General features: G+C 50.4%; 15 protein-coding genes. 12 read left to right on the top strand and 3 right to left on the bottom strand.

What is annotated here, in order from left to right; all coding sequences use genetic code 11:
• The first annotated feature begins 958 nt into the window (after nucleotides 1-958).
• From galB to LX69_RS05205, 4 genes are all read left to right on the top strand, one after another.
• Nucleotides 959-3,409: a beta-galactosidase GalB gene (galB, locus tag LX69_RS05220; RefSeq protein WP_111444768.1), complete on the top strand. Its 2,451-nt coding sequence runs from the start codon at nucleotides 959-961 to the stop codon at nucleotides 3,407-3,409.
• 169 nt (nucleotides 3,410-3,578) lie between these two features.
• Entirely contained in the window at nucleotides 3,579-4,559 is a 981-nt protein-coding gene (locus LX69_RS05215; RefSeq protein WP_111444767.1) for a glycoside hydrolase family 43 protein, read from the top strand.
• Between the two features lie 140 nt (nucleotides 4,560-4,699).
• Entirely contained in the window at nucleotides 4,700-5,512 is an 813-nt protein-coding gene (locus LX69_RS05210) for a hypothetical protein (protein ID WP_111444766.1), read from the top strand.
• A gap of 195 nt (nucleotides 5,513-5,707) precedes the next feature.
• Nucleotides 5,708-6,787, top strand: a complete 1,080-nt coding sequence (locus LX69_RS05205; RefSeq protein WP_111444765.1) for a S41 family peptidase — start codon at nucleotides 5,708-5,710, stop codon at nucleotides 6,785-6,787.
• 157 nt (nucleotides 6,788-6,944) lie between these two features.
• Here the strand turns inward: LX69_RS05205 and LX69_RS05200 are convergent, their stop codons facing one another.
• The gene (locus tag LX69_RS05200; RefSeq protein WP_111444764.1) at nucleotides 6,945-7,838 is read right to left on the bottom strand and encodes an AraC family transcriptional regulator; all 894 of its coding nucleotides are present in this window, start codon (nucleotides 7,836-7,838) and stop codon (nucleotides 6,945-6,947) included.
• 139 nt (nucleotides 7,839-7,977) lie between these two features.
• Here LX69_RS05200 and LX69_RS05195 point away from each other — a divergent pair, with 139 nt between their 5' ends.
• The 5 genes from LX69_RS05195 (at nucleotide 7,978) to LX69_RS17700 (ending at nucleotide 13,561) form a co-directional block, all read left to right on the top strand.
• A complete protein-coding gene (locus LX69_RS05195; protein ID WP_111444763.1) occupies nucleotides 7,978-9,003 on the top strand; it encodes an L-rhamnose/proton symporter RhaT in 1,026 nt (341 codons plus the stop codon).
• A gap of 160 nt (nucleotides 9,004-9,163) precedes the next feature.
• On the top strand, nucleotides 9,164-10,432 hold the full coding sequence (locus LX69_RS05190; RefSeq protein ID WP_111444762.1) for an L-rhamnose isomerase: 1,269 nt from the start codon (nucleotides 9,164-9,166) through the stop codon (nucleotides 10,430-10,432).
• A gap of 81 nt (nucleotides 10,433-10,513) precedes the next feature.
• Nucleotides 10,514-11,884, top strand: coding sequence for an FGGY-family carbohydrate kinase (locus LX69_RS05185; protein ID WP_111444780.1), 1,371 nt, complete (start codon nucleotides 10,514-10,516; stop codon nucleotides 11,882-11,884).
• A 37-nt stretch (nucleotides 11,885-11,921) separates the two neighbouring features.
• On the top strand, nucleotides 11,922-13,205 hold the full coding sequence (locus LX69_RS05180; protein WP_245934944.1) for a class II aldolase/adducin family protein: 1,284 nt from the start codon (nucleotides 11,922-11,924) through the stop codon (nucleotides 13,203-13,205).
• Nucleotides 13,206-13,402: 197 nt separating this feature from the next.
• Entirely contained in the window at nucleotides 13,403-13,561 is a 159-nt protein-coding gene (locus LX69_RS17700; protein ID WP_170124247.1) for a hypothetical protein, read from the top strand.
• A 302-nt stretch (nucleotides 13,562-13,863) separates the two neighbouring features.
• Here the strand turns inward: LX69_RS17700 and LX69_RS05175 are convergent, their stop codons facing one another.
• Together LX69_RS05175 and LX69_RS05170 are read right to left on the bottom strand one after the other, a co-directional pair.
• On the bottom strand, nucleotides 13,864-15,165 hold the full coding sequence (locus tag LX69_RS05175; protein WP_111444760.1) for an NCS2 family permease: 1,302 nt from the start codon (nucleotides 15,163-15,165) through the stop codon (nucleotides 13,864-13,866).
• A gap of 24 nt (nucleotides 15,166-15,189) precedes the next feature.
• Nucleotides 15,190-15,870, bottom strand: coding sequence for a DUF5020 family protein (locus LX69_RS05170; RefSeq protein WP_111444759.1), 681 nt, complete (start codon nucleotides 15,868-15,870; stop codon nucleotides 15,190-15,192).
• A gap of 421 nt (nucleotides 15,871-16,291) precedes the next feature.
• Here LX69_RS05170 and LX69_RS05165 point away from each other — a divergent pair, with 421 nt between their 5' ends.
• From LX69_RS05165 to LX69_RS05155, 3 genes are all read left to right on the top strand, one after another.
• A complete protein-coding gene (locus tag LX69_RS05165; RefSeq protein ID WP_111444758.1) occupies nucleotides 16,292-21,136 on the top strand; it encodes a PAS domain S-box protein in 4,845 nt (1,614 codons plus the stop codon).
• A gap of 222 nt (nucleotides 21,137-21,358) precedes the next feature.
• Nucleotides 21,359-24,820: an isoleucine--tRNA ligase gene (ileS, locus tag LX69_RS05160; RefSeq protein WP_245934943.1), complete on the top strand. Its 3,462-nt coding sequence runs from the start codon at nucleotides 21,359-21,361 to the stop codon at nucleotides 24,818-24,820.
• A 39-nt stretch (nucleotides 24,821-24,859) separates the two neighbouring features.
• Nucleotides 24,860-25,237 carry a TraR/DksA family transcriptional regulator gene (locus LX69_RS05155; RefSeq protein WP_111444757.1) on the top strand — a complete coding sequence of 126 codons (378 nt, stop codon included), beginning with the start codon at nucleotides 24,860-24,862 and terminating at the stop codon, nucleotides 25,235-25,237.
• Nucleotides 25,238-25,335: the final 98 nt, after the last annotated feature.

Here is a 25,335-nt window from a genome sequence, read left to right as displayed (position 1 = left end):
ATATGGCACTTAAAAAGCTCATATATCTTGTAATACGAGAGATCAACCGTTCGCCAAAAGGGAAAGTCCCCCATTGGGGTTTAATATATGGGCAATTAAGCATTAAATTTGGGGACCGGATAAAACACCATTGAGAGAACAAACGCCTGCGAAGAAAGGATATTTTCTTTTAGGATGGCAAGGGTATACAAGTGGCTCCGTGCCTCCGCCACCCTTGCCATCCTAACGAAAATATCCTATGGGGCAGGTGTTAATCCTCTCAAAGGAAAAAAAATGACAGACACAGTTTGATGAACACTACCGTTGGGTTGATGCATGATGGAGTGCAAAAGTAGCAATTTTTAGTCCCCTCATCCCTTCAAGAGTATTGTCCGGGTACTGTTCTTTTGTATGATGGTGCTTTTGCACAAAAAGATGTCCGATGATGAGATCCGCTCCCTTCAACTCTTCAGTCTAATCTATCTGTCTTTCGTCTCATCATCTTCTTGTCTCTTTTTTTGTCGGCCCGTGGTGATGTTCCCGTTGCACGGTGAAAGCTGCAACCATGAATTTCTTGTTGATGATGCACGAATAATTGTTTCATGATTGTATGGTTCATGCAATTTGGGTTTCTTTGTTTTGAAGCATTTTTCAATGGTTCCCAAGAGACGTTGAAATGTGCCTTTTCGAATGGTCAAAATGAAAAAGGCAAAAGCCGATACTGCTTTTTTTAAAAGCCCGCCGCCTTTTTAAAAAAGCTGATACAGCAAATTTAAAAAGCCCGCCGCCTTTTAGGTAAAAGCCCGCCGCCTTTTGGGTAAAAGGCGGCGGGCTTTTGGTCGAAAGCTCTCGGGCTTTTTATGGTAGGATGCCGGAGATGCATTTTCTTCGTCTCTTTTTGTCTTATCTATCTGTCTGACATCTAAATATCTTCCTGTCTTGCATCTTGATACTCACATCTTAATACTTGAAAATCATCATGAAACACCCCATCCTCGCTTTGTTGCTCCTTGTCACCACTTGGACGTTTGCCCAATCGCCACGCCGCGAATGGCAGCTCACCCACAACTGGAAATTCACCAAAGGCGACCCCGCCGATGCCGCCTCACTCACCTTCAACGACGGCTCCTGGCAAACCGTTTCCATCCCTCACGACTGGGCCATCTTCGGCCCCTTTGATGAAAACCACGACCTTCAGGTGGTGGCTGTCACCCAAAACAACGAAAAGGTGGCCACCCGTAAAACCGGGCGCACCGGCGGTTTGCCATACATGGGCACCGGATGGTACCGAACCCGTTTCAATGTCGATGGCTTTGAGGCCGCCGGTCAGCGCGTGAACCTGATTTTTGACGGCGCCATGAGCGAAGCCCGCGTGTATGTCAATGGCCGCGAGGTGGGTTTTTGGCCCTGTGGTTACAACAGTTTCTTTTTTGATGTCACCGACTTTCTCCATCCCGATGGACAAAACAACCTGTTGGCCGTGCGGCTCGAAAACCGTGAACAGTCGTCGCGCTGGTATCCCGGTGCCGGCCTGTATCGCAACGTGCACGTGCGGGTCACCGACCGGGTGCACGTGCCCGTGTGGGGCACTTACATCACCACGCCTCATGTGTCGGCCGAGTATGCTGCCGTGAAGCTGCAACTTTCGCTCGAAAACATCAAAACCGGATCTGAGGTGATTGTGCAAACCGACATCTTTGACCCCCATGGCAAGGTGGTGGCCTCACGTCAAACCATCCAAAAAAAGTTTCAAGCCTTGCCGCACGAGCAAAACATCACCGTCAATGCCCCCATGCTGTGGTCGCCCGAAACGCCACACCTCTATCGTGCCATCTCTAAAGTGATGGTGGGCGACCGTCTGCACGATCAGGTAGAGACCCGTTTTGGCATTCGAAGCATCGAGGTGATTGCCGACAAGGGTTTCTTCCTCAATGGTCAGCGACGCAAGTTTCAGGGCGTGTGTAACCATCACGATTTGGGCCCCCTGGGGGCTGCCATCAACAAGGCTGCCCTGCGCCGTCAGCTCACGTTGCTCAAGGAAATGGGGTGCGATGCCATCCGCACCGCCCACAACATGCCCGCTCCCGAGCTGGTGCAGCTGTGCGACGAGATGGGATTTATGATGATGCTCGAACCCTTTGATGAATGGGATCGCGCCAAATGCAAAAACGGCTATCACCGTTTCTTCTCCGAATGGGCCGAGAAGGACATGGTGAACATGATTCGCCATTACCGCAACCATCCGTCGGTGGTGATGTGGAGCATCGGCAACGAGGTGCCCACGCAATGCAGCTCCGACGGTTACAAGGTGGCCAAGTTCCTGCAGGACATCTGCCATCGCGAAGACCCCACCCGTCCGGTCACTTGTGGCATGGATCAGGTGACCTGTGTGCTCAACAATGGTTTTGCGGCTCTGATTGATGTTCCCGGCCTTAACTACCGCGCCCATCGTTATCACGAAGCCTACGACAAGCTGCCCCAGGCATTGGTGCTGGGCAGCGAAACGGCTTCGACCGTGAGTTCGCGCGGGGTGTACAAATTCCCGGTGGTGAAGAAGGCTGATGCCAAACACCCCGACAATCAATCGTCGTCCTACGACATGGAGTATTGCAGTTGGGCCAATCTGCCCGATGACGACTTTGTGTTGGCCGACGATCACGACTGGACCATGGGACAATTCGTATGGACGGGCTTTGACTATCTGGGCGAACCCAGCCCCTACGACACCGATGCCTGGCCAAGTCACAGTTCGCTTTTCGGCATCATCGACCTGGCTTCGCTGCCCAAGGATCGCTATTATCTCTACCGCAGCGTGTGGAACAAGCAGTCGCCCACGCTGCACGTGTTGCCCCACTGGACGCATCCCGGCCGCGAGGGCGAGGTGACTCCCGTGTTTGTGTACACCAGCTACCCCGAGGCCGAACTGTTTGTGAATGGCAAAAGTTACGGGCGTCAGACAAAAAGCAAGGCATCGCCCCAGCACCGTTATCGCTTGATGTGGATGGATGTGGTGTATCAGCCCGGCGAAGTAAAGGTGGTGGCTTATGACGCTGCCGGTCGGGTGGCCGATGAAAAAGTGGTGCGCACGGCCGGAAAGCCCCATCACATCGAGCTGGTTCCCGACCGCAGCGTGCTTGCGGCCGATGGCAACGACCTGGCTTACGTGACCGTGCGCGTGGTCGATAAAGAGGGCAACCTCTGCCCCAACGATCAGCGCATGGTGAAGTTTCAGGCGCGGGGAGCCGGCCGTTATCAGGCTGCCGCCAATGGCGATGCCACCAGTCTCGATCTGTTTCATCTGCCGCAGATGCCCCTTTTCAACGGTCAGCTCACGGCCATTGTGCGTGCTGCCGACAAGGGTGGTGAGCTGGTGTTTGAGGCTTCTGCTCCCGGATTGCCCAAGGCTCGGCTGGTGATTGCGGTGAAATAATTAAGGGGACGGTTGTTGATGCAGTGCGGACTGCAGTCTGTTGTTCAGTGTCTTAAGTTCTGAACGATTGTCCGCATCGGATCACCAACTGTCCCCCTCTTTCTTTTTTGTAGATGTTAGTTTTGTGAAGATTCGTAAAGAATCGTTCGTGAATTAAAAATCTACTTAAATGAAAAAATCAATGAAATGGATGATGGTCATGGCCATGGGGATGGCTATGGTGGCCTGCAATGAGCAGGAATTAACGGTGGATGAGTGCGCCAACGAAGAGGTTGGCTATCACTGGGCGCTCACCGGAAACGTGTATGCCCACGACCCCTGCATCGTGAAAGAAGGTAACTTGTGGTGGTCGTTTCAAACGGGCGCAGGCATCGGGGTCAAATATTCAACTGACGGGTTGAACTGGACGCAGGGCGTGCAGGTTTTTGGCTCTGAGTTGTCGTGGTGGCGCACTTACGCCCCGGCCATGGGTGCCAACGATGTATGGGCGCCCGACATCTTTTATTACAACGGTCGTTACTGGCTTTATTACAGCGTGTCGGAGTTTGGTAAAAACAATTCGGCCATTGGCTTAACCTCCTGCTCCAGCATTGTGAAAGGCGACTGGCGCGACGATGGTTTGGTGGTTAAAACCAAGTATGGCACCAATGCCACCAACGCCATAGATCCTAACATTACGCAAGATGCTTCGGGCAACCTTTGGATGTCGTATGGCTCATGGTTCGATGGCATCAAGGTGGTGAAGCTCAGTAAATCGACCATGAAACCTACCGGCACGCATTATGCCATTGCCCGCCGCAGCGCCGGCATCGAGGCTTCCGACATCGTTTACAACGGTGGTTATTACTATCTGTTCGTGTCGTTCGATAAGTGTTGCAGCGGCGTCAACAGTACTTACAAAGTGGCCGTTGGCCGAGCCACCAGTATCACCGGCCCTTATGTCGATAAAAACGGGGTGAACATGCTCAATGGCGGAGGCACGTATTTTGATACCGGCAACTCCCGTTGGGTGGGTCCGGGCGGACAGGACATCTACAAAAACGGCAGCCGCTTTGTCATGATTCGCCACGCTTACGATGCCGCCGAAAATGGTGCCCCCAAGATGCTCATTAGCGATTTGTACTTTAGCAACGGATGGCCCACGTATTGATCGGCGTTGAGTGAGGTGATGCGTTAAAGCAGAATCTTATTCATCTTTTTTATCGTTGCAGGTGCTTCGCACCACATCATCGGCTCGAATAATTGATCAGAAACCTTCCTTCGGGAAGGTTTTTTAGTAAATTCGGCATCATGATTCGAATTGCATTCATTATCGTCAGTCTGTTATTGACCTCGTTGGCATCCTCCCAAAATCACGAAGTGAAGGGAGTGGTGGCCTTCCGCAGGTCAATATCTGCATCCACCGGATTGGCCGTTGTAGAGCTTTCGAACCGCGCTCTCAATCATTACACCTATCGGAATGCCGCCGTGGTGCCTGTGCAACTGTCGGGGTCGATGACGATGGGGCGTTGGTACATGCAAAGTCACTTGCGATGGATGAGCGCCACCCTCTCGCCCGTGTGGATGGATGCAACGCTGTATGAAACCAATGAGCTAAAATACCGTTCATTGCAGTGGCAAACGACTTTCGAACGGGAGGTGTTTCGGTCGTCATGGGCAGGATACTTCTCGGGTGGGATGGACGTCAGGTTGGGCTGGATGCATCAAAACCAGGCCTACAACAATCTGCTTTACGAATTTGGAGCCGGTGTGCGCCGAAATTTCGAAGTGCTTTTGCCTCAGTTGTCGCCCATGATTGCGTGGCGAAATGATTGGAAACAGTTCGTTTTTCATGTGCAAGCCAGTGTGCCGGTATTGACTATTGCGGCTCATCCCGACGATAATTACATCAAACAAACCGGCTATCAGGCCAAAATGTATTGGGGCATTTACACCCCCGCGCAGCGATTTGGCTTCAATGCCGAAGCCGGAGTGATGTGGTTACTTTCACGTCGGATGCAGGCATCGGCATCATGGGGGATGGAAGCGTATCGGGGTAACCAGCCTGAGATTTTTCATGAAAGTACGCATCTGTTTCGGATGGGGATGAGATATGTTTTTTGATTCTGATGAACTGATAAATTATGAATTAATGCCGTTAAGTTAAGAGAAGAAGACTTCAGATTATGAGACAGATGATGAGATAAGGAAAGATGTTTAGATCTGTCTTCTTCTTCTTCACAGTCTAATCTATCTGTCTGTTGTCTAAAATTCTTCTTGTCTGTTATTCGATTGTCACTAAATAAAGGACATTGAATTATGAATCAATTTGATTTGCACCGTCGAATGATGAATTCAATTATTCGTTGCTCTCTTCCTAAAGACCCCCTTTGGGGGATGAGGGGGCTCTTTGCCTTATTCTTGATTTCACTCCTTTTCGGTTGTCAGTCTCACGACGATCGGTCTGAACTTATATCGGCTCCCGTTGTCTTCGACTCCTACTGGGAGGCTTTCACTCGTCATTATGCCTATATGGATGAGACGGTCAATTGGGACTCGGCCTATGCCGTACATCGTGCCACCCTGACCGCCCAAACTCCCGATGATGATTTGCTGGAGCATCTCCACCAAATGGTTAACCTCACCGGTGATGCGCACACCAACGTATTTGCCCCCTTGGGAACGGTGGGGAACGAGGCTTACTTTCTTAATTTTCGAACCAATCAGGTGGAGTTGGGCTACAATTATTTTGATGAATTGCCCCTGTCGACCCGTATTTATGACTATGGACGGTTGCGCGGCGGCGTGGCTTATCTGCGTGTCAAAACTTTTGTGGGTGAGGCTGCCGATTTTGCATTTATCGATACCATTTTGATGCAACTGGCCGATGCCCCTGCTTTAATTGTTGATGTGCGCGGAAATCGTGGCGGTTTGCTGTCGCAATGTCATGAGTTGGCTCGCCGTTTCATCGACGCTGAGCGTGTTGTCTGCCACGTAAGAGCACGAAACGGCCGTGATGCCGGCGATTTTTCAGAATGGGAGCCCGTGGTACTCTCACCCTCTCCTGTCAGGTGGACGAAGCCCATGGTGGTGCTCACCAATCGCACATGTTACAGTGCGGGCGAGCGATTTTTGGTTTGCCTTAAGTCGGTGCCGGGTGTGGTGAGTGTGGGTGACACCACCGGTGGGGGCAGTGGCAGCCCTTTGGTACGCGAATTGTCAAACGGCTGGCTCATGCGAACCTCCAACACCCAAACGCGCCTGCTCAACGGCCGCGATTTTCAAAAGACCGGCATCCCCCCCGATGTGGTGGTGTGGATCAGTGGGGGGGATGCGCGGATAATGAGGGATCGGATTCTGGAGGAAGCTGTTGAATTATTGCAAGGTAATGCAGAGTGAGGTTTCGTTCCTTGAGGTATTGACATCCGTGAGAAACATAAGGTTGCACTAAGAAAGGAGAATTGAACGTGAAGTTCGCCATGTTTTTTCTTAGCGATCCCTTAGCGTCTTGGCGGTAAAAAGGCTTATTGTAGTTTGTGAATTCAGTGCTGAATTTCTATTCCTCTTTCTCCTCCGGTTTCAGCACATTGTGCCGCAACTCAATGGGCGTTTTTCCTGTTTTTTCTTTAAACACCCGGCTGAAATAATAGATGGAATCGAACCCCGTGATCAGTGCAATGTCTTTGATGTTCTGGTCGGTGGTGATGATCAAATCTTTGGCCTTTGAAATGCGAACCTGCAAGAGGTATTGACCGGGTGAGATGCCGGTGAATCGTTTGAACATCTTTCTAAAGTAGCTATACCCGATGTCGTTATCGGCAGCCAGTTTTTCCAGGTCGATGTTTTCGGGGTAATGGTCGTGCAGGTATTGGCGTGTTTTCTCGATGATGGTCTCGATGGGTTTACCCGAAAATTCCTTGTTTTTAATGGCCGAGAGAATCAAACCGATGAGCTTGATCACCACGCCCGAGAGCACCTGTTGGTAGCCGGGCTTGGCCTTTTGGGTGATGTCGAAGGCCTGGTTGTAACAGGCGATGATTTCCTCGTGCAGGCCGCAATGAATCACCGGCAGGTTCTCTTTCAGCAGCGCGTTGCTCAGGAAATGACGCGCAATTTTGCCTTCAAAGCCGATGTAATATTCCGTCCAACCCGTGTTTTTGTTGGGGCGGTAACGGTGCCATTTGCCGGGCGTGAGCAGGATCACCGATCCGGGTTGAAGGTTGTATTTTCCCTCTTTGGTTTCCAGGATGCCATTTCCTTCGGTGATGTATAATATTTGGTATTCGTGCAGGATTCGGCCCGAGTTCCACGAGAAGTAATAGCCCGACGGGTGCGCCTTGAGCGGGTATTCCACATCGGGCGCTACGTGCGACGATCCTGTAACATTTATGTGTATCCCCCAATCTTTATCGTCTTCGCTTGGTGTAAGATACTTGAAGAAGTCTTTCATAATGTGTGTGTCAAAAAGTGCAAAACAAATGCCAAATTCTGCATTGATAAAGGCCTTTCGACCTTCTAATTTTGAATTATTAAATAAGCTTAGCTTATTGCAAGAAATGTTAAAGCGTCAAAATTAAAAAAAAATCTACATGAGCATTATTTCAGGAATTGCATTAATGGCTTTGGGGAGTGCCGGTGCGTCAAGTTTTTATGTGCCGCAAAAGAAAATCAAGAATTGGTCGTGGGAATCGTTTTGGGCTGTGCAAAGCATTTTTGCCTATTTGCTGATTCCGTTTGTCGGAGCCTGGCTCATTGTGCCATCCGGTGCTTTCGGGCAGGTGATGGGCTATGATACAACCGCGTTGTTAAAGGCCATGGGATACGGCATGTTGTGGGGCGTTGGCGGGTTGACGTTTGGATTGAGCATGCGCTATTTGGGCGTTGCTTTAGGCCAATCGATTGCACTGGGGACTTGCGCCGCATTTGGAACCATCATTCCCCCGCTGTTGGCCGGTCAGGATTTGTTTGCCACTTCGGCAGGCATCTTTATGGTGGCCGGGGTGTCGGTGTGTATTGCCGGAATTGCCATGATTGGCTATGCCGGCAGCCTGAAGTCGAAAAATATGTCGGAAGAAGACAAGCGTGCCGCTGTGAAAGAGTTTGCACTCAAAAAAGGCATCCTGGTGGCATTGCTGGCCGGGGTGATGAGCGCCTGTTTTAACCTGGGACTCAATGCCGGAGATGGCATCCGTGTGAACGCCATTGCTCTGGGGACGCCCGAATTGTTTGCCAAAAACGTGGTCATCCTGCTGGTGACGTTGGGTGGTTTTGTCACCAACTTTGGTTACTGCATCTTTTTAAATATCAAAAATAAAACCGGACGGGAGTATTTCTCGCTGTCCTCATCGGAGTTGGTCAACAATTTCCTGTTTAGTGCGCTGGCCGGCTTGTTGTGGTATTGCCAGTTTTTGTTCATGGGCATGGGTGAGGTGCAGCTCGATCCGGGAACACGTGCTTTTGCCTGGAGCATTCTGATGGCCTTTAATGTCCTTTTCAGCAATGTGTGGGGCATCGTTCTCAACGAATGGAAGAACTCAGGGAAGCAAACCATGGTGGTGTTGGTTATTGGGTTGCTGTTGCTGGTGGCTTCGACCATCGTGGGAAGTATGAAGTAAGAAAGTGGCAAAGCAGCAAAGGAAGAAAGTGCCTAAGTGCAAGAGTGCAATAGTGCAAAAGTACAGGTTGGGAAATGCAATGATTGAGAAGAAGGCGTGAATGAACTAAAGATTTAAAACGAACGACATTTTAAAATTCTAACATTATAAAAATATCACAATGGATAAAAAATCAATGATTGAGAAGGCTTACGAATTGGCCAAACTGCAGTATGCCGAATTGGGTGTGGATACCGATGCGGTGTTGAAAAAGATGGAAGAGGTGGTCATCAGTCTGCACTGCTGGCAAACTGACGATGTGGGCGGTTTCGAAAAGCCCGATGCAACGCTGGGTGGCGGTGGTATTCAGGTGACAGGTAACTACCCCGGCAAGGCACGCACCATTGCTCAAATGCGTCAGGATTTGGATAAAGTGTTGGCTTTGTTACCCGGTAAGCAACGTTTGAATCTGCACGCCATTTATGGTGAGTTTGGAGGTAAATTGGTTGATCGCGACCAAATTGGTGTGGAGCACTTTCAGGGCTGGATCGACTGGGCCAAGGAACGCCAGATGGGCTTGGACTTCAACGCCACCTGCTTCTCGCACCCCAAGGCCGATGATGGTTTTACCCTCTCGAGCAAAAACGAAGAGAACCGCAAATTCTGGGTGGAGCACGTGAAACGTTGCCGCGCCATTTCGGCCGAGATGGGCAAGCAGTTAGGCACACCCTGCGTGCACAATACCTGGATTCCCGACGGCTCAAAAGACATCCCCGTTGACCGTAACGGACACCGCGCGTTGTTGAAAAAATCGCTCGACGAAGCATTTGCAACCGAGTATCCCAAGGAACACATGAAGGATGCCGTAGAAAGTAAGGTGTTTGGCATTGGTGCCGAGGCCATGACCGTTGGGTCACACGATTTCTACCTGGGTTATGCCGTTAAAAACAACAAACTGATTTGTTTGGATAACGGTCACTTTCATCCAACAGAACAAATTGGCGACAAAATTTCATCGTGCCTCCAGTTTGTTGACGAAGTGTTGCTGCACGTGACCCGCCCCATCCGTTGGGACTCTGACCACGTGGTGACCCTCAACGACGAAATTCAGCTCATCGCTTCCGAAATCGTTCGCAACAACTTCCTGCCCCGCGTGAAAATTGGTCTCGACTTTTTCGATGCCTCCATCAACCGCATTGGCGCTTATGTAGTGGGAACCCGCGCGGCGCAACAAGCCTTCATGATTGGTTTGTTGGAACCCACAGCTGCCATCAAGGTCTACGAAGAAAAAGGCAAAAACTTTGAGCGTCTGGCCATGCTCGAACTCATGAAAACCCGCGCCTTTGGTGCCGTGTGGGATTACTACTGTCTGGTGAACAACGTTCCCACAGGTGGCGATTTCATTGCCGAAATTCAGAAGTACGAAGCCGACGTATTGCAGAAACGCTAATACAAATATTTATCACCCTTCAACCCCGCACATCGAGGCTTGCCTTGGCATGTGCGGGGGTTGATGATGATTTTGAATGATATGGAAAAAGTGATTGCCATCTTCGACGTTGGCAAAACCAATAAAAAGGTGTTGTTGTTCGACAGCCGCCTGAACCTGGTGATGCAGGAGGAACAGAAGTTCCCCACCATTACCGATGAAGACGGTTTTGAGTGCGATAACATCGAACTCATTGAGAGTTGGATGTTGGCCATCCTTATGCGCATTGCCGTGTCGGACGAGTATGAGCTGGCGGGTGTCAATTTTTCGACCTATGGCGCTTCGCTGGCCTTTATCGGCCAAGACGGTAAGCGTCAAACGCCCATCTACAACTACCTCAAACCCATCGATGCCAAGTACCAGCAGCAGCTGTTTGACCGTTACGACGGCCAAACGGAGTTCTGCCGAAAAACGGCCAGTCCGGCTTTGGGGGTGATGCTCAACTCGGGCATACAGGCCTTGTGGTTCAAAAACGAACATGCCAAAACGTTCGCGACCACCCGTCATGTGCTTCATTTTCCACAGTATCTCTCTTATCTTCTGACCAAACAAATTGTGTCGGAACCCACCTCCATCGGGTGCCATACGTTTATGTGGGATTTTGACAAGATGGATTACCATCCCTGGCTGGCCGATGAAGAGATTGACCTGCCCAAGCCCGTGAACAACGACACCGTGTTTCCCGTGAAAATTGCCAACCGTGACGTGCTGTGCGGCGTGGGCATTCACGACAGTTCATCATCGCTGGCGCCTTATTTTAAAGGGTGCGACGAACCTTTTGTGTTGGTGGGCACCGGAACCTGGTTCATTCACATGAATCCCTTTAACGCTTCGCCGCTCACGGCCGATCAGCTTAAGCGCGATTGTCTTTGCTTTATGAGCATCACGCAGCAGCCGGTGAAGTCGTCGCGACTGTTTATGGGCCACATTCACGATGTGAACGTTGACCGTATGACCAAACATTTTGGCGTGCAGGGCAACCACTACAAAACCGTGACGGTGTCGGAGCCCATGCTCAGGGGGATGCTGAGTGAAGGCAATGAGGGACAATGTTTCTTTGTGGGAGGCGTGCCGCCGCAGTATGTGGATGAGCGGGTCGATTTGACTCAGTTTGCCACTTTTGAGGAGGCCTATCACCGACTGATGTTCGACATCACCCTCGAAACTCAAAAGGCCATTGCCTTGGTGCATGTGCAGGGCGACGGGGTGAAAAACATGTTTGTGTCGGGCGGTTTTGCCCGTAACGAAATATTTGTGCGATTGCTGGCGCACTTCTTCCCGGCATTAAAAATCTACACGTCCGAAGTCGATAACTCCAGTGCGCTGGGGGCCGCCTTGGTGATTTACGACAAGGTATTTCCCCATCAAAAGCCCCCCGTCGATTTGGGGCTCAAACCCTGGTCTGCTCTGTAACCGTCTGTTTTGTCAATCAATTTTAATTTAAGATAAAGTGAAACAACTGGATATTAAAAACATGCATCCCCGCGATCAAATTGTGATGATCATCGATAAAATTTATCGACAGGGGATGACCACCACATCGGGCGGCAACATCTCTATCATGGACGAGAATGGCGACATGTGGGTGACTCCTTCGGCTGTTGACAAAGGCAACCTTCGCGCGGCCGACATCATGTGCGTGAAGAAAGATGGCACCATTGTGGGTCCTCACAAACCCTCGTCGGAATATCCTTTTCATAAGGCCATTTTCGATGCCCGTCCCGAGTTTAAGGCTGTGATTCACGCCCATCCGCCAGCGTTGGTGTCGTTTAGCATTGCCCGTGTGGTGCCCGATGTGAACGTGATGCCTTACACCCGCAAGTATTGCGGAAAGGTGGGTTTTGCCCCCTACGGACTGCCCGGCAGCGATGAGTTGGGCGAGAAAATTGCCGCTCAGTTTGTGAAGGGCGACGATGGCGTGATTATGGAAAACCACGGTACCGTGGTGGCCGGTACCGACATGCTGGATGCGTACCGTCGTTTCGAGTCGTTTGAGTACTGCTCGCGCACCATCATCAACGCCAAAACCCTGGGCGATTGCAAAACCCTCACCGATGCTCAGCACGAGGCTTACCTTGCCAAAGTTTCGGTGCAGTTGCCCGAGATGGCTTCGGCCGAACATCCTTCGTGCGAAAAGGGCATCCGCAAAGAAATTGTTGACATCCTGCAGCGCTCATGCCGTCAAAACATGATGGCCGGTTCGTTTGGTACCGTGTCGGTGCGATGGAAAGGCAACGACTTTGTGATTACCCCGGCCGACATGATGCGTTGGGACATTGAGGTGGAAGACCTGGTGCAAATTAAGGATGGCCATCGCGAAGCCGGTAAAACACCCGATGCCACCGTGCGCCTGCATCAGGAGATTTACAAGCGTCATCCCCATGTCAACTCCATCATCACCACTCCCGCGCCCTATTTAATGGGCTTTGGCGTGGCTCACAAAAAGTTTGACGTGCGCACCATTCCCGAAAGCTGGATTTTCCTTCAGGATGTGAACAATTATGCCTTTGGCGATCACGACAAAGTGGTGAGCGTGCTGGGCAACGACACGCCCGTGGTGATTGTCGAAAACGAAATGGTGGTGGTCACCAGCGACAAGTTGCTCCAAACCTTCGACAAACTCGAAGTGGCCGAATTCTCAGCCATGTCACTGGTGCAGGGCGGCGTTATTGGTCAGTTGCAGCCCATTGGCAATGCCGAAATCGAAGACCTTCGCAAGAAGTTCCTGGGTTAAGCTCTTTCTTTTATTCTTTTTTTCATAGATTTTGTTTGGCGGGTGGCTTCGGCTGCCCGTTTTTTTTGTGTGCCGATGGCAATGTTTGATGAGGTTTGTGCACGGGTGGTTCTTGCAAACATCCTTGCCCGGCAAGCGTTCACATGTGTTGCCGGGCTTCGCAAATCGTCGGCAGCCGTTCCACACCTGTTGCTTCTTTGCCGCAGTTTGTCGGCAAGGAAGTAACACCTGTTGGCGGCTTCCCGCAAATTGGCGACAGCCCGCCAACAGGTGTTACTTTGTTCCCGCAGTTTTGCGACAGCCCGCCAACAGGTGTGGATTGTTTGTCGCCATCCGGCGGCTCCCCGCCAACTTAATGGTTCGATAAGCAAATGTTTTAATGAACACAGTAACTCGGAGGTACAGGGTTTTTAGGTTGATGATTCAATGTCGTTTAGTTAAGCCCCAACGGGGCACCGGCATTAGCGTAGAGCATCGCCCTATGATGAAAAAGGGTCAGACGTTAAAAGCCCTGAAGGGGCGCGAACCGATATGCTCACGCCCCTTCAGGGCTTAACTAAACGATATTGGTCAGGTTTCTGTCGAGCTTATTTGAATCAGTTTCTTACATCATAGAAAATCTTTGCGTCTTTGCATCTCAGCGTTTAATCACTGTTTGTCAAATAAAAAACTTCATCACAAACAGCGCCGCCAGCAAATACATCACCCAGCTGATTTGACGATGCTGAAGGGTGAGCAGTTTCAGCAGCACATAGCTGATCATGCCAAACACAATACCATCGGCGATGGAGAAGGTGAGGGGCATGATGATGATGGTGAGAAACACCGGAATGGACTCGGTGAAGTCATCGAGGTCGATTTTCCGGATGGGGGTGATCATCATGGCACCCACCAAAATCAGCGCCGGGGCGGTGGCTGCTGCCGGAATCATCAGAAACAGGGGCGCTAAAAACAACGCCAAAATAAACATCACGCCCGTGGTGGCTGCCGTGAGGCCGGTGCGTCCGCCGGCTGCCACGCCTGCCGCACTCTCCACATAGGTGGTGACGGTAGATGTGCCCAACAGTGCGCCTGCCGTGGTGCCAATGGCATCGGCAAACAAGGCCTGCTTGGCGCGGGGCACGTTGCCGTTTTTGTCGAGCATGTCGGCTTTCGACGATACCCCGATGAGTGTCCCCACCGTGTCGAACATATCGACAAACAAAAAGGTGATAAGCACGATGGCCATGTCGGTGGTGAAGATTTGCGTCCATTCAAACTGACCAAACACCGGCGCGATGGAGGGGGGCGTAAAGTCGAACGTCTCGGGCAGATGGGCAATGCCGAAGGGGATGGACAGAACGGTCGACACCACAATACCGATGAGCAGGGCACCCTTGATGCCCAATCCCAACAGTGCTCCCGTAATGATGAGTCCGATGAGCGCCACCAGGGGCGAAGCATTGGTCACAATGTCGGTGACGTTGCCAAGGCGCACCAGGGTGGCGGGATCGTCCACCACCACGCCGGCGTTTTTAAAGCCGATGAAGGCGATGAACAGGCCAATGCCCACCGAAATGGCATGCTTCACGTTCACGGGGATTGCGTTGACCATCATCTCGCGAATGTTAAAGGCCGTGAGGGCGATGAATACCAACCCCTCGAGGAACACGGCCGTGAGGGCAAACTGCCACGAGTGACCCATGCCAATGCACACTGTGTAGGCAAAAAAGGCGTTGAGGCCCATGCCCGGCGCCAGTGCAAAAGGGAGCTTGGCCACAAATGCCATCACCAGCGTGGCCAGTGCCGAGGCAATGACGGTGGCCGTAAACACGGCGCCCTTGTCCATGCCCGCTTCGCTCAGGATGCCGGGGTTCACGGCCAGGATGTAGGCCATGGTCATAAACGTGGTGATGCCCGCCACGATTTCGGTGCGAACGGAAGTTTTGTTTTCCGTGAGTTTAAACAGTCGTTCTAACATGTGCGTGATATAAAGGGGGTGAGTTTAAAAATTCCATTTGGCAGCTAGGGTCGGATTGACCATCATGCCCTTGTTGCCGGCAAAGTTGCTGCTGATTTCCACCTCGGTGCCCAGCGACAGATGCTCGGTGGCATTGTACCACAACTGGGGCTCGGAGAGGAACACGTAACGGGTGGTTTCAGTGCCAAAGGTGTTGTCCTCGCGCCAAAAGTCGGCAAAGCCCGAAAAAGTCACCTTGCGGTTCATCAGGTGCAACGTCCACACGCCAGTGAGCTGAAACGAGGCATCGTGCTTGTCGCGAATGGTTTTGTACATGGCCTGCAGCGTAAAGATGCGGGTGAAGTCGGCATTGTTCCAGGTGTAGTTCCCCCCAAAGAGCCACGCATCGTTAATTTGAAACGCGCCCCCGGGCTGCCATTGCCCCATGCCCCCGTTATATTCCACATGCATCTCAAAGGGCGACTTCCAAAACTTCAGTCCCCGGGCAATCTCCCAGTAACTTTGCGACACCCCATTGACGTCGGCGCCATTGTAGTCCATGTCCACAAAAAAGAACGTGCTGCCCCAGGCATCGGGCTTAAACATCTCCACGGTGGTGGTGACGTACCGGCGGTCTTTGCCAAGGTCGTAGTGCATTTGCACGTTTTGCGCCAACGCAGCGGCTGGCAACAGAGCCAGCAATAAAATTCGGAACAATTGTTTCATGTGTTTTAAAAATTAAGCCCCCTAAATCCCCCGAAGGGGGACTTTGGGTTAGTTTCGTCTTTATTTAAATATAGTCATCTAACGATATCACTCTCGTACTTTTGCACTCTTTTGCACTTCCTTATCTCAGGCACTTTGCCACTTTGCCACTTTGCAGCTTTGTCACTTTTTCAATGCGTATTTCATACGTCAACTCTCCGGCGTTGTTTCATAATTAGACCCCTAATCCGTTCTCCTTTTAAACTCCTCCACTTCTAAACCCTCCACCCCTAAACCCTCCACCCCTAAACTCCTCCACTCTTCCACTTCTAAACCCTCCACTCTTCCACTCCTCCACTTCCTCCCCCCTCTTGAATTTGTATGAATTAATCAATACATTGAAGAGCGTTGAGGTTGATCAATAACCATATATTCGTTTTTTATGAAAGGTTTTCGCAAACGCATGTCTGTGGGATTCGGGCTGATGGCCTTATTAACCCTGACCGTTGTTGGGTACAGTTATTATTCCATCCAAAAGGGATTGAATGATGCCATCGATACCAAGCTCGATGATTTGAAGACCATCAACGATTTTAAAACAACACAGATTAACGATTGGTTGAACGAGCGGTTGGCCGATGCACGGCATTTTTCCACCAGCCCGTTGTATGCCGATGCCATTTGTTTGGCACTCAATGGAACCCGATCGACCCCCGACATGGTGCTGAAGATTTCCGATCGCAATGAGATGATTCGATCCCTGCGCGGTTTTTCGGATGTGCAAATCGTGTCATGGCAGCATCAGCTCATGTACAGCACCGACAACACATTTCGTTCGCTGCACGACCATTTGCTGCCCATGGTCGATTCGTGCCTGCGTTCAAGTCGCATCCTCTTGACCCACCTGGTGGTTCCCTCGGCCAAATCGTTCATTTGCACCCTGTCGCCCATCACCACTTCCGATGGGCAAACCTGTGCCGTGATGGTGTTTTACATCAATCCCGAGACTTATATCTATCCCACCCTTGGGTTTAAACCCTCTGACATGAAGGGGTTGACTTCCGCGTTGGTCGATTTGGATCTAATTGATGACGTCGATTCTTTAAATAATCATCCTTACTATCGCGCCATTGCGCATGGGGATGGTCAATATTTTGGGGCTGACCTGCATGGTGATGACATCATGGCCTTTTACCGTCCCTTGGGCAACGCCCCCTGGGTGGTGGTGTCGTCATTGCTCGTGCGGCAAATACGCAATGAATTTTATAAGGAATATGCGCCTATTTTCTTTATTCAGATGTTGATGTTAGGCATGGTTTTGTTTTTTGTATGGTGGCAGATGTTGCGATCAAAACAGCGTGAAATAAGCAGGCTGGCGGCTTTTCGGCAGGCGGTGCTCGAAAGTGCCGGGCATGCCATCATCACCACCGATACATCGGGCATCATCACCAGCATCAACAAAGCGGGCGAGACGCTCCTGGGCTATGCGGCCGATGAACTCATTGGTAAAAGCTCGCCGCTTTTGTTTCATGTGCATGACGAGTTGATGGATTCCGCAGCCCGACTGTCACGGGTTTACCACCGCACCATTGAACCCGGATTTGATGTGTTTGTCGATGAAGCCCGGCAAGGACTTGTCAAAACTCATGAGTGGCATTACGTCAAAAATGATGGCTCAACGGTGCCGGTCAATCTCACGGTATCCTCTCTGCTCGACAGCAAGGGGAACGTGACCGGGTATATGGGCGTGGCTGTCGATTTGACCGAGGTGAAAAATGCCGAGCAAAAATTTTCCCACTTCTACAATCTGAGCCCCGATATGGTGGGCATTTCACGCCTTTCTGACGGAACGTTTATGGATGTCAATCCTGCCTTTTGCACTATCTTAGGTTACAATTACGACGAGATTATCGGTCACTCTTCGCTGGCGATGGGTATTTGGGTCTGTCCCGATGAACGCAAGGAATTGTTGCGTTTGGTGAATGAGAAGGGTTACGTTCAAAATTTTGAATTTCAGTTGGCTGCGAAAAATGGCGACCGGTTGGCGGCGCTGTTCTCGGCCCGACGTTTTATTTATCGGGGTGAAGAATGTTTGTTGTTTGTGGTGCGCGACATCACCGAACGCAAAAAAGCCGAGGAAGAAGCTCAACATAACCGAAAACGACTCGATAGCTTGTTGCGAGTGTTGCAACATCCGTGTGACAATGTATCCACGTTTTTAGATGACACCCTCAATGAGGCCATTGCCATTACCCAAAGCCAAATTGGGTACATTTATTATTATGATGACGATAGACAGGTGTTTAACCTCAACTCCTGGTCCCGAAATGTGATGCCTGAGTGCACCATTGCCGACCCGGCAACCTGTTATGAGTTGGATAAAACCGGCTTGTGGGGCGAGGTCGTGCGCCAGCAAAAACCCATTCTCATTAACGATTTTGCGGCTCATAATCCGCTCAAGAAGGGCTATCCTCCCGGTCATGTGCCCTTGCGTAACTTTTTGTCTATTCCTGTTTGGGGGAACGACCACATTGTTGCCGTCATTGGGGTGGCCAATAAAGAGGGCGATTATTCCCACGATGACATCTTGCAATTGACATTGTTGATGGATACCGCCTGGAAGGTGGTCGAAAAGCAAAAGTCGCAACAGGCCTTGGCCGATAGTGAACAGAAGTACCGCAAGCTGTTTGAAAACATGACTTCCGGTTTGGTGTTGCACCGTATGATTTATAATCGTGACAAACAACCTGTCGATTTTCAGTTTATGGAAATTAACCCTGCCGCATCTCAAATTCTGGAGATCGATGCCGCTGCCACCAAGGGGCGGTTGTTTAACGAGGTGTTTGTGCAGGATCGTAACCGCGAGTGGCTCAATCGGCTCGGAAATGTGGATGTCAGCGGGCAAACGCTTCAGTTCATCGACTTCAATGGCATCGTTAATAAATATATCGAATGGAACCTCTTTCGATACATGGACGGTTATGTGGTGGCAGTGATGAACGACGTTACTTCGCGTGTCATGGCTGAAAGGGAGTTGAAGCTCTCGGAGGAAAAATTGAAACTCATTTACGAAATGGTGCCCGATGCCATCGGACTCTCCCGTTTGTCCGACGGGGTTATTCTCGACGCCAACCCTTCGTACACCCATTTGACCGGTTACTCGCCTGAGGAGTATGTGAATAAATCGACCAATGAGTTAGATTTATGGGTAAACCTCTATCAACGCGATGCTTTGGTCGATATATTACGAAGAGACGGTGAGTTGAAGGATTATGTTATCGATATGCGCATCAAAGATGGCTCGGTGCTGAACTGTATCTTTTCATTTAAGTTGATACGATACAACGACGAAGATTGCATCTTATTTGTCATTCACGATATGACGGCCATTCGCTTGGCCGAAAAAGCGCTGCGCGATGAACAAACCTTCATCAATACCCTGCTCGACAGCGTGCCGGGGTTGGTTTACTTGTACGATGAAGCCGGTCGTTTGATCCGTTGGAATCGCAAATTTGTTTCCGGCACAGGCTATCCTGAAGAGGAGTTGGAGAATAAAACCATTCGGAGTTGGTTCGATGACAAAAACTGGGCGATTGTTGAAAAAGTCCTTGGCTTTGTGTTTTCCGAAGGGAGTGGCGAGGTTGAAGCTTATTTGACCTTGAAAGATGGTACACAACGGCTTTACTATTTTTCGGCCTCGGCCGGCATCATTGGCGGTCGTAGCTACATAGCCGGGATTGCATTGGATATCACCGAAAAAAAAATGGCCAATGAATCCCTGCGACAGGTGGAGCAACGCTTCCAAAACATCTACAACCTCTCGCCCGACATGGTGGGCATTACGCGGCAAAGCGATGGGAAAATCATGTCCATCAATCCGGCCACAACCATTTTAACGGGCTATTCCATGGATGAGTGCATGGGGCACACCTCCGTTGAACTCAATTGGTGGGCCAATGCGGACGATCGTGATGAGATGCTCCGGCGTTTGAAAACCACCGGCGAAGTGTCGCATTTCGAAACCGGCATGCGTGTGAAAGATGGTTCTTTGTTAACCTGTGTTTTCAATGCACGACCATTGCTGTTCAACAACGAGGAGTGTCTCCTGTTTGTGGTGCACGACATTACGGAGCTTAAGCGAAAAGAGGAGCTGTTGCGCATTCATCGTGACCGATTGCAGAAGGCTCAAACGGTTGGCCACATCGGTTATAGTGAGTGGGAAATTGGCAGCCCCTATTTCTGGGCATCGGTCGAGGCCAAGCGAATTTTTGGCTATGAGCCCGTCGAGGGATTCATTCCGGTGGCTGAAGTGGTGGGGTGTTTTGCCGATGAGGTGGCGCGATTGAAAATGGCTCGACAGGCATTGCTCGAAGAGGGGAAAGCATTCGACATTGAGTATCGCATTACCCCGGCTGATGGATCTGGCAGTCGCTACATCCATTCCATTCAGGATGTAGAGTACAACGAAGCGGGTGAGCCCATCAAGATTGTCGATGTGTTTCAGGATATCACCGAGCGAAAGAAAATTGAACTTGAAATACTGCACATCAACGAAAACCTCGAGAAAACTGTCGAAGAGCGAACCGACCAACTGGCCAAGGCCAATCGTGATCTGGAGGCGTTTGCCTACAGCGTGTCGCACGATTTACGCGCACCCATTCGTCATATCGACGGGTTTTTTAAACTTCTTTTCAATCAAATTAGTCAACCATCGCCTACCATTGTCAATTATGCCGAAAAAATCAATGCCGCTTCGCAACGTATGTCGGCCATGATTGATGAATTGTTGGCTTTTTCGCGACTGGGCCGCAAGGCTTTGCTGATGACCCGTGTGGACTTGAATGAGGTGGTGAAGGAAATCATCGACCAGTTGAGCCCCGACATTGCAACGCGTTTGGTGCATTGGCAAATTGATGATTTGCCGGTAGTGATGGGTGACCGCAGCTTGTTGAAAACGGCCATCGAAAACCTCATTGGCAATTCGGTGAAGTACACCCGTCAGCGTGAAGAAGCTGTCATTGTCATCGGACAGCCCGAGCCCAAGGTGAACATGCAGGGGCTGTTTGTGCGCGATAACGGCGTGGGCTTCGACATGGCTTATCGCGATAAGCTCTTTGGCGTGTTTCAACGCCTGCATACCAACGAAGAGTTTGAAGGTACCGGCATCGGGCTGGCCAATGTGAAACAAATTGTGACCCGTCATGGCGGCGAAATTGAAGCCATGGGGAAGGTAGACGAAGGAGCTGAGTTTCGGATTTATTTGCCCTCGGGTGTTGATGTTTTGTAACCGATCGCTTGATTTCAAAATGCCATGAGCCGATAATATTTCGGCTCATGGCATTTTGTCATGAATCAATTTCTTGAGTCATCAGCATTTTGTTTGAAATCAGGTTTTACTCAATGTTGAGAGCCATTGAGTCGCAATGTGTCGGGCGATGAATTTTCATTTGTTTTTAACTGCTTCAAAATCTATATTTGTGGACTTTTTTAAAAACCAGGCAAAGAAGATATGATGGGCTTGAAATTTCCTGAATACAAAGGATTGGACCTTTCGCAGGTCAACAAGGACATACTGAAACAATGGGACGAGAATAAAGCTTTTGAACGAAGCCTGAGCGAGCGCGAAGGGCATCCTTCATTTGTGTTTTACGAAGGTCCTCCGTCGGCCAACGGCATGCCGGGCATTCACCACGTGATGGCTCGAACCATTAAGGATATCTTTTGTCGTTTCAAAACCCAGCAAGGCTACCTGGTGCATCGCAAGGCCGGTTGGGATACCCACGGTTTGCCTGTCGAACTGGGTGTAGAGAAAGCGCTTGGCATCACCAAAGAAGACATCGGCAAAACCATTTCGGTGGCCGAGTACAACAACGCCTGTCGTAAAGACGTGATGAAGTACACCGATATGTGGGAGGATTTGACCCACAAAATGGGATACTGGGTGGATATGAACAACCCTTACATCACGTACGATAACAAATACATCGAATCTATCTGGTGGCTTTTGAAGCAGCTTTACAACAAAGGGCTGCTTTATAAGGGTTACACCATTCAGCCCTATTCGCCTGCTGCCGGAACCGGCCTGAGTACACACGAGCTCAACCAACCCGGCTGTTACCGCGATGTGAAGGACACTACCTGCGTGGCGCAATTCAAGGTGGTTCGCAATGACCAATCCGAAAAATTGTTCGACGGGGTTGATACCGAACTTTTCTTCCTGGCCTGGACCACCACGCCCTGGACGCTTCCATCGAACACTGCCTTGTGCGTTGGCCCTGATATTACCTATGTGAAGGTACGTTCCTTCAATCCATACACCGGCGTGCCGGTAACGCTCATTCTTGCCAAAGATTTGCTCGACATGCATTTCAATCCCAAGAATGCTGAATTGGCGTTGGATGAATACAAAGAAGGCGACAAAAAAGTCCCCTTCAAAGTGATGGCCGAGTACAAAGGACGCGATTTGGCCGGAATACCCTACGAGCAACTCATCCCCTGGGTGACGCCCATGGGCGATGCTTTCCGCGTGATTACCGGCGATTTTGTGACCACCGAGGATGGTACCGGAATTGTGCACATTGCTCCCACCTTTGGAGCTGACGACGACCGTGTGGCCAAACAAGCCGGTATTGCGCCGCTGCTGATGATCGACAAGGACGGCAAGCGCCAGCCCATGGTCGACCGAACCGGGAAGTTCTTTGTCATCGAAGATCTTGACCCCGAATTTGTGGCCGCTCACATCAATGTCGAACTGTACCGCGAATTTGCCGGTCGTTATGTCAAAAATGCCTACGACGATAAGGTGCCCGATGATGACACCACGTTGGATGTGGACATCAGTGTGATGCTCAAAAAAGAAAACAAGGCCTTTAAAGTCGAAAAACATACGCACAACTATCCTCACTGCTGGCGTACCGATAAGCCGGTGCTCTATTACCCGCTCGACTCGTGGTTTGTGCGCACCACTGCTGTGCGTGAGCGCATGATTGAACTCAACAACACCATCAACTGGAAACCCGCTTCTACCGGAAGCGGCCGTTTTGGTAAGTGGCTCGAAAACCTCGTGGACTGGAACCTGAGCCGTTCTCGATATTGGGGGACTCCCCTGCCCATTTGGCGCACCGAAGATGGCACTCAGGAGAAATGCATTGGTTCAATGGAGGAGTTGATGTCCGAAATCGACAAAGCAGTAAAGGCCGGGCTGATGACCAAAAATCCTTTCGAAGGGTTTAAGGCGGGCGATTTCTCCAAGGAGAATTATAACCTGATTGACTTGCACCGCCCCTATGTGGACGACATCATATTGGTGGCCGATAACGGTCAGCCCATGCAGCGCGAAACCGACCTCATAGACGTTTGGTTTGACTCGGGGGCTATGCCTTATGCGCAAATGCATTTCCCGTTTTCCTCAAGCGAATCCCCCCTTGGGGGGGACTTAGGGGGGCTTTCCATCCCTTTCCCCGCTGATTTCATTGCCGAAGGTGTCGATCAAACCCGTGGCTGGTTCTTTACCCTCCATGCCATTTCGTCGATGCTGTTCGACTCGGTGGCCTTTAAAAACATCATCTCAAACGGACTGGTGCTCGATAAAAACGGCAATAAAATGTCCAAGCGTCTGGGCAATGCGGTTGATCCCTTCGCGGTGATTGAAAAGCAAGGCTCTGATCCGTTGCGCTGGTACATGATCACCAATTCTCAGCCTTGGGACAATTTGAAGTTCGATGAAGGGGGCGTGGACGAAGTGAAACGCAAGTTCTTTGGCACGCTATACAATACCTATTCATTTTTTGCCTTGTATGCCAATGTGGATGGCTATACCGGCCGCGAACCCTTGGTGCCTGTGACAGCGCGCCCCGAGATTGACCGATGGGTGATGTCGCTGCTCAACAGCCTGATTAAGGAGGTGACCGAGGCGTATGAGGCTTATGAACCCACCCGCGCCGGACGTGCCATTCAGACTTTTGTGACCGAACATTTGAGCAACTGGTATGTGCGCCTCAACCGCAAACGTTACTGGGGGGGCGAATTCAATCAGGACAAGCTGGCGGCTTATCAAACCCTGCATGCCTGCCTCGAAACGGTGGCATTGCTGGGAGCGCCCATCGCACCGTTTTACATGGATCGTCTGTTTACAGATCTCAATAAATTGTCGAACCGTTTTGCCGAAGTGTCGGTGCATCTCACCAAACTTCCGGAAGCCGATTTGTCGCTCATTGATGCGCAATTAGAGGAACGGATGCAATATGCGCAGGATATTTCGTCGATGGTGCTTGCCTTGCGTCGTAAGGTGGCTTTGAAGGTTCGTCAGCCGTTGAACAAGATCATGATTCCCATTTTGGATGCGAACTTCGAGCTTCAGTTGGAAGCTGTCAAAGATTTGATTTTGACTGAAGTCAATGTGAAGGAGCTGGAGTACATTCGCGAAGGTGCCGGCATGTTGGTGAAGAAAATCAAAGCCAATTTTAAGACCCTTGGGCCTAAATATGGCAAGTTGATGAAAACCATCGCCGAAGCTGTTGCAGGCATGAGTCAGGAGGATATTGCAACATTAGAGCGTACCGGTTGTTTCAATGTCATCATCAATGGTGAAACCATCGCGCTGTCGCCCGAAGATGCCGAAATTACCTCCGAGGACATTCCCGGATGGCTGGTAGCTACCGAAGGACGATTGACTGTGGCGCTCGACATTAATGTGTCGCCCGAGCTGAAAATGGAGGGTATTGCACGCGAGTTTATCAACCGTATCCAAAACCTGCGCAAGGAATCGGACTTTGATGTGACCGACAAAATCAACCTCACCATTCAACGGCACGAGGCCATCAACGAAGCCATTGAGCGTCATGCATCATACATTGGCGCCCAAACTTTGGCCGTTCGTGTACAATTGGTCGAAAAATGTAACGAAAACAGCGCAAAGCTTGTAGAAATAGACGAAGATGTTGTAACTTATATATCTATTGAAAAAGCATAAACAATCACGCATTAATCAGTAAACCTAAACTAGAATCTTATGTCAGAAAAAACCAGATATTCCGATGAAGAGCTGAAGGAGTTCAAAGACATCATTCAGCAGAAGCTCGACAAGGCCAAACGTGATTATGAGTTGTTGAAAAACACCATCACCAGCGGCGACGGTAACGACACACAGGATACTTCGCCTACTTTTAAGGTGTTGGAAGAAGGTGCGGCCGTATTGTCGAAGGAAGAAGCCGGCAAACTGGCTCAGCGTCAGCTCAAGTTTATTCAGCACTTGCAGGCGGCCATGGTGCGTATCGAAAACAAAACCTATGGCATCTGTCGCGAAACCGGTAAACTGATCCCAAAAGAACGCTTGCGAGCCGTGCCTCACGCCACCTTGTGTATCGATGCCAAGGAAAAGCAGAAGTAACGATGCGCTTTTTCGGGTCGGCTATTGTCTGATCATCTTTATGTGAATTTTACAGAGGCTTTTTTTGAGAAGATGGCCTCTGTAGAATTTTCTTGTGT

Source organism: Breznakibacter xylanolyticus (assembly GCF_003254275.1).
In the GTDB taxonomy this organism is placed as follows: Bacteria; Bacteroidota; Bacteroidia; order Bacteroidales; family Marinilabiliaceae; genus Breznakibacter; species Breznakibacter xylanolyticus.
The sequence above is the reverse complement of the archived record's forward strand: the minus strand, read 5'-3'. Positions and strand labels throughout refer to the sequence as shown.

Coding starts and splice junctions, on each gene's coding strand:
- LX69_RS05155 (WP_111444757.1), top strand. CDS start 24,860: ATGTCAGAAAAAACCAGATATTCCGATGAAGAGCTGAAGGAGTTCAAA.
- galB (WP_111444768.1), top strand. CDS start 959: ATGAAACACCCCATCCTCGCTTTGTTGCTCCTTGTCACCACTTGGACG.
- LX69_RS05215 (WP_111444767.1), top strand. CDS start 3,579: ATGAAAAAATCAATGAAATGGATGATGGTCATGGCCATGGGGATGGCT.
- LX69_RS05200 (WP_111444764.1), bottom strand. CDS start 7,838: ATGAAAGACTTCTTCAAGTATCTTACACCAAGCGAAGACGATAAAGAT.
- LX69_RS05175 (WP_111444760.1), bottom strand. CDS start 15,165: ATGTTAGAACGACTGTTTAAACTCACGGAAAACAAAACTTCCGTTCGC.
- LX69_RS05170 (WP_111444759.1), bottom strand. CDS start 15,870: ATGAAACAATTGTTCCGAATTTTATTGCTGGCTCTGTTGCCAGCCGCT.
- LX69_RS05195 (WP_111444763.1), top strand. CDS start 7,978: ATGAGCATTATTTCAGGAATTGCATTAATGGCTTTGGGGAGTGCCGGT.
- LX69_RS05205 (WP_111444765.1), top strand. CDS start 5,708: ATGAATCAATTTGATTTGCACCGTCGAATGATGAATTCAATTATTCGT.
- LX69_RS05210 (WP_111444766.1), top strand. CDS start 4,700: ATGATTCGAATTGCATTCATTATCGTCAGTCTGTTATTGACCTCGTTG.
- ileS (WP_245934943.1), top strand. CDS start 21,359: ATGATGGGCTTGAAATTTCCTGAATACAAAGGATTGGACCTTTCGCAG.
- LX69_RS05165 (WP_111444758.1), top strand. CDS start 16,292: ATGAAAGGTTTTCGCAAACGCATGTCTGTGGGATTCGGGCTGATGGCC.
- LX69_RS05185 (WP_111444780.1), top strand. CDS start 10,514: ATGGAAAAAGTGATTGCCATCTTCGACGTTGGCAAAACCAATAAAAAG.
- LX69_RS05190 (WP_111444762.1), top strand. CDS start 9,164: ATGGATAAAAAATCAATGATTGAGAAGGCTTACGAATTGGCCAAACTG.